Below are 1,741 nucleotides of genomic sequence, written 5' to 3' on the forward strand. Positions count from 1 at the left end.
AAGATATTAATGAATTAGGAAATTTAAGTCCGGAAGCACAACTTGCTGCCGCGAGCCTATTACAGGACAGTGCTTTTGCGGTAAAAAACGGCATTAATTCCGCCAGACAATGGGCTGATGCCCATCCGAATATAACTGCAACAGCCCAAACTGCCCTTTCCGTAGCAGAGGCCGCAGGTACGGTTTGGCGCGGTAAAAAAGTAGAACTTAACCCGACTAAATGGGATTGGGTTAAAAATACCGGCTATAAAAAACCTGCTGCCCGCCCTATGCAGACTGTAGACGGGGAAATGGCTGGGGGAAACAAATCATTAAAAATAGGGACACAATCTGTTGAAAAATCAACCGGTCGTACAATACCTAATAATTTAAAGGAACAATTAGCAATGGAAGAAGTTAAGGCAAACCCACAGGGCAAAACTCCTGCGAGAATACCTCCTATGTCCGATACTAAAAATGGTTGGTTAGCAAAAGACGGTTGGGTTAAGCGTGTTCAAAACGTAAACAAAATTGAAATACATTACATTGAAAACTCAAGAACCGGTGAGAAAACAGATTTTAAGTTTAAGGATTAGTCATGTTTTTAGATGATGTAAATGTTTTTTTAGATGATTTAAATACTAATCCAATCACTGACGAATGGTATATGTCCAATTTTGCCGATAAACATATTAAAATTTTGGAAAGTTACGAAACCTTTGATATTCTAAAACAATTTGTTGATTACATGATTGAAGAATATGATGAAAAATCAGAATATGAAATCATGGAAATATTGAGACAATTAAAATATCAAGCAGATACCAACGAAAAATTTTATACAAATACACAGAAACAGAAAATTGTAGAATTATATAAACAAGAAATTAGTCAGGATATTTTAAATGAAATCTTTAGATAAACTATCAATATAGAAGGAAATCCTTGGAAAAAATAAAATGATAATCGAACACAATGGAAATATACATAAAATAGCCAGAATGACTGGAAATAAAAATAATTTTTTAGAAATAATCCTATCAGATATTCATGAAAACATAAAAATCAAACCATTAACTATAAAAGTAAAAGGAGAGAATGTTATAAATATCCTTCCTGAGGAAGTTAGTTTTTATGTAAAACAAGGTGTTGATTTAATTTATGAAAAATATAAACGGAAATTCTTTATCTCCGAAATTTCTTTTTGCCAATCAGATAGCCGGCCTTCAAGTATCTACGCTTTTCTTACATTTCACTTGCTTGAAGATATTATTAAAAATGAATCCCCATCCAACTACACCTGACTGGCTAATAGCAGGTATGAACCGTGTATTCATATCAATATAAGATTAATTACGGCAGAATTTGATGAAATTAGACAAAAACTTATCGTAAGATTTTATTTAGACAGAGAAGTAACTGATGATGGCAAAGAAGATATGGAAACAGCACGAACAGAATTACTTCCAGGAGGATATGCTTCATCTCTGGTAGTTTGACAGATTTGACCGCTTCATAAACTTAGAACATTAATTAATGATGATAATGTTTATATGATTGGTTCTAAGGATAGCAAAAGCAAATTCAGAAGGAACATGAATGGCTATTTATGACTTAAACGAAATAGCCGTAGGTCGGATTCTCGAATCCGACATTTTCCAACAGCGGCATTTCGGAAACGATAGATGCGTCAAATATTTTTGTCGGATACAAATATCCGACCTACATCTCTGCGCAGCAAACTTTACAAGGTATTAATGAT

At 33.7% G+C, this 1,741-nt stretch carries 2 protein-coding genes and 1 pseudogene; all 3 read left to right on the forward strand.

Annotation, left to right across the window (positions count from 1 at the left end):
- A pseudogene (locus tag DCH402_RS22570) lies at positions 1 to 329 on the forward strand (MafB family polymorphic toxin); the annotation flags it as partial.
- A 248-nt stretch (positions 330 to 577) separates the two neighbouring features.
- A complete protein-coding gene (locus DCH402_RS00025; RefSeq protein WP_002218310.1) occupies positions 578 to 901 on the forward strand; it encodes a hypothetical protein in 324 nt (107 codons plus the stop codon).
- 37 nt (positions 902 to 938) lie between these two features.
- Complete coding sequence (locus tag DCH402_RS00030) at positions 939 to 1,283, forward strand: hypothetical protein (protein ID WP_002215110.1); 345 nt, start codon at positions 939 to 941, stop codon at positions 1,281 to 1,283.
- The last annotated feature ends 458 nt before the right edge of the window (positions 1,284 to 1,741 follow it).

The organism is Dickeya chrysanthemi NCPPB 402 (assembly GCF_000406105.1).
GTDB lineage: Bacteria > Pseudomonadota > Gammaproteobacteria > Enterobacterales > Enterobacteriaceae > Dickeya > Dickeya chrysanthemi.

Bases quoted from the DNA above. Each gene is read 5' to 3' on its own strand.
- DCH402_RS00030 (WP_002215110.1), top strand. From the start codon at position 939: ATGATAATCGAACACAATGGAAATATACATAAAATAGCCAGAATGACT.
- DCH402_RS00025 (WP_002218310.1), top strand. From the start codon at position 578: ATGTTTTTAGATGATGTAAATGTTTTTTTAGATGATTTAAATACTAAT.